The organism is Nonomuraea sp. NPDC003201 (assembly GCF_053590415.1).
This window is the reverse complement of record NZ_JBSFTC010000583.1, coordinates 1-3,682: the sequence shown is the minus strand read 5'-3', so window position 1 is coordinate 3,682 and position 3,682 is coordinate 1. Positions and strand designations below refer to the sequence as shown.

The window sequence follows — 3,682 nt, the reverse complement described above, 5'->3', positions numbered from 1 at the left end:
GGCGCGCCGGGCCGGGGCGGCACGCGCCACGTGCGGCCCTGCCCGGGACCCGGCGGGAGAGGAGGTGCCGGGCCGGTCCAGGGGGTCAGACGCCGGTCCAGGGGGTCAAGCGCCGCTCCAGGGGGGTCAGGCGCCGGGCCAGCTCGCATCCGGGAACTCGCCGTTCGTGGCGCCCGACATGACCACTTCGTCGCTCTCCTGCAGCCCTGAGGTCACCTCCACGTACTGGTCGCCGCGGACGCCCGTCCGCACCACCTTCGCCGAGTCACGCCCGCCCGCCCGGACCGTGACCACCTGAGCGCCGTCCGACCTGCTGCGGACCGCCGAGGCGGGCACGTAGATCGCGTCCGCGGCCGTGTCCGTGGTGACCGTCACCGAGGCGGTCTGCCCGAGCATGAGCCCGGTGGGCGGCTCGTCGAAGGCCAGGGTGACCGAGTAGCGGACGAGCTGGCCGCTCACCGTCGCGGTCGGCGCGATGGCCGTGATCGTCCCCTCGTACTGCCGGCCGTTCCGGGTGGCCAGGGTGATCCGGGCCTTCTGGCCGAGCTTGAGCCGGTTCACGTCCGACTCGGTGACCATGGCCTGGACCTGCAGCTCGTTGAGGTCGCCGAGGCTGACGAAGGTGCCGGTGCCCGCCTGGTCGCCGACCGCGCCCGCCAGTGACAGCACCGTGCCCGCCGCGGGGGCCACGATGCGGGTCGCCCGTACGGCGTCGGCGGCCTGTTCGAGGGCGGCCTGCGCGCGGTCCACGTTCGCGCCGGCCTGCTCCTCGCTGACGCCGCCCTGCCCCTGGGCCTGACCCTGGCCTTGAGTCTGGGCTTGAGCCTGGCTCTGGCTCTGGCCCGCTGAGCCCGTGCCGCGGTTGCAGGAGGACTGCGCGTTCGGCCGGGCGGCGCCGCTGGTCGGCCTGGTGCTCGCTCTCGCCGACGGCTTGCCGCTGCCCGTGGGGCGGCCGGTCGCCGACGGCTTCGCGCTGGTGGACGGCTTGCCGGAGCTCGTGGCGGACGGCGTGGCGTCCGAGGTGGGACGGCTCCCGGACTGGTCCGAGCCCCCGCCCGGGATGCCGCCTTGGGGAGCGCCGCCGGTCGGGGTGGCGGTGACGGTCGTGGTGACGGTGGCCGTCACGGTGACGGTGACCGTGGGCTGCGGCTCGGGCCCGGGATCGGTGGGGCCGGGGTCCGTGGGCACGGAGGTCGGCGTGCTGGTGGGGCGGGGGGTGGAGCCGGTGGCCGGGCTCCCGTTGCTCAAGGACACGCCCTGGGTGGGTGGCGCCGTGGGCCCGAGCGCCCCGTAGCCGCCGACCGCGCCACCGCTCGGCCTGCCCGTGGGCGTGGCCTTACCCGTGGCCGCACCCGTCGCCGCGCCCGTGGCCGTGCCCATGGGGGTCGCACCTCGGGTGGGTGTCGCCGAACCAGCAGGTGTCCCGCCGGCGGACGTGGCCGGCGTGGCGCCGTTCCCGGACGGCGTACAGGCCGCGGGGCTGGCGGCGGTGGTCGGGGACGCCGCCTTCTTCTGGGCGTCCTCCAGCGCCTCCTCGGCGGCGGCGAGATCGGCCTTGGCCGCCGTGTACGCCTCCCGCGCCGACCGCCCGTCGACCCTGGCCAGCACCTGCCCCTTCTTCACCTTGGTCCCGACTTTGACGTACACCTTGGTCAGCGTCCCCGAAGAGCCGAACGCCAGGTCCCTGCGCGAGCCGTCCACGGTGTTGCCCGCCGCGCTGACCGTGGCCGTGACCTGGCCGCGCTGCGCGGCGGCGAGCCGTACCTGGACGGTGGGCGGTGCGTCGTCGCGCAGCGCCAGCGCCAGGCCGGACCCGGCCACGAGCACGGCGAGGGCGAGGCCGCCCAGCGCGAAAGTCGGTCTCATGGCGGCCCATCCTGGCGAAGCCGGCTCGCGCCAGGCTGCGAGCAGCCTAAGAGTTACCTGTGTACCTGGAGGGACCCTCAGGTTGTCAGCGAACGTTCAGCTCGCTCGCGGCTCCGGCGCAGCCTGGTGTGCAAGGGTCACCGCCTGTGAAGGTGTCCACACGGCGCAGAGCGCTGATGACCAACGGAGCGCTGGTGGTGCTCCTGCTGGGCGGTGCCGCGCTCGCGTACGCCCAGCTCGGCACGGGACAGGCGGCGGGCCAGACGGCCGTCAGGACCGTGACCGCGAGCCGCGGCTCCGTGGTGGCCTCGGTGTCCGCGTCGGGCGCGGTCGAGAGCTCCAAGTCCAGGGCTCTCTCGTTCGGTACGACGGGGACGGTCGAGAAGATCTACGTCAAGGCCGGCGACAAGGTGAGCAAGGGCGACCTCCTGGCCAGGATCGACGACGACGCCGCGCAGGAGAGCCTGTCGGCGGCCAAGGCCACGTACGACGAGGCCGTCGACGACGGGACCTCGACGGCCCAGCTCTACGCCTCCTACATCAAGGCCCGCAACGCCTACCGGGAGGCCCAGCGCACGGTCGCGGCCACCGTGCTGAAGGCGCCGTTCAAGGGCACGATCACGGCGGTGAACGGCTCGGTCGGCGGCAGCAGCTCGGGATCGGGCTCCGGATCCGGCTCCGGGTCGGGTTCGAGCGCGACCTCCGGCCAGGGCACGGGCCAGTCCTCGGGCTCCGGCGGCACGCAGAGCTCCGGCGGCTTCGTCGAGCTAGCCGACACCGGCAGGCTGCAGCTCGTGGGCACCTTCACCGAGTCCGACGTCGGCAAGCTCAAGAACGGCCAGGAGGCCACGGTCACGTTCGACGCCCTGCCGGGGGTGACAGCCACGGGCAAGGTCACCCAGATCCAGCCGGTCGCCTCCACTAGCAACAATGTCGTGCAATATCCGGTCACGGTGACGTTCACGAAGGTCCCGGGCCAGGTGCGGCTGGGCCAGACGGCCACGGTCGAGGTCGTGGTCGGCCAGGCCGACAACGTCGTCACCGTACCCTCGACGGCGGTTTCCACCAGCGGCGGCCAGACCACGGTCACCCTGATCAGGAACGGCACGCAGACCAGGACCCCGGTGGAGGTCGGCGTGCAGGGCACGACGCTGACCGAGATCAAGTCGGGCGTCTCCGAAGGCGACCAGATCGTGCCCCCGGCGACCACGACGAGCACCACGGGCGGCAACCTGCGCTTCGGCGGTGGCGGCGGCTTCCCCGGTGGTGGCGGGGTGCCCGGCGGCGGCGGTCCGGGAGGCGGGCGATGACGGCCCCGGAGGTTCCCCCTGTCCTGCGCGTGAAGGACCTGGTCAAGGAGTACGGCGAGGGGGACGCGAAGGTCCGCGCCCTGCGCGGCATCAGCGTGGACGTCGAGCGCGGCGACTATGTCGCCATCATGGGCGCCTCCGGCTCCGGCAAGTCCACCCTCATGAACATCCTCGGCTGCCTCGACATCCCCACCTCCGGCACGTACCTGATCGACGGCGCCGACGTGGGACAGCTGGACGAGCGCCAGCTCGCCATCCTGCGCAACCGCAGGGTCGGGTTCGTGTTCCAGTCGTTCAACCTGATCCCGCGCATGAGCGCGCTGGCCAACGTCGAGCTGCCGCTGGTGTACGGCGGCATCGGCCAGGCCGAGCGGCGCAGGCGGGCCCTGGCGGCGCTGGACCAGGTCGGGCTGACCGACCGTGTGCACCACGAGCCGAACCAGCTCTCCGGCGGCCAGCAGCAGCGCGTGGCCGTGGCCAGAGCTCTGGTCACCGCGCCCGCGCTG

The 3,682-nt window shown here is 73.6% G+C and carries 3 protein-coding genes; 2 read left to right on the top strand and 1 reads right to left on the bottom strand.

Going from position 1 to position 3,682, the window contains the following annotated elements; translation table 11 throughout:
- Window positions 1-126: 126 nt before the first annotated feature.
- Window positions 127-1,866: an efflux RND transporter periplasmic adaptor subunit gene (locus tag ACWDX9_RS61120; RefSeq protein WP_449973082.1), complete on the bottom strand. Its 1,740-nt coding sequence runs from the start codon at window positions 1,864-1,866 to the stop codon at window positions 127-129.
- 176 nt (window positions 1,867-2,042) lie between these two features.
- On the opposite strand from ACWDX9_RS61120, the gene ACWDX9_RS61115 reads away from it, so the two are divergent.
- Together ACWDX9_RS61115 and ACWDX9_RS61110 are read left to right on the top strand one after the other, a co-directional pair.
- On the top strand, window positions 2,043-3,176 hold the full coding sequence (locus ACWDX9_RS61115; protein ID WP_449973081.1) for an efflux RND transporter periplasmic adaptor subunit: 1,134 nt from the start codon (window positions 2,043-2,045) through the stop codon (window positions 3,174-3,176).
- On the top strand, window positions 3,173-3,682 hold a 510-nt coding region (locus tag ACWDX9_RS61110), incomplete at its 3' end, for an ABC transporter ATP-binding protein (RefSeq protein ID WP_449973080.1). The genes ACWDX9_RS61115 and ACWDX9_RS61110, both read left to right, overlap by 4 nt.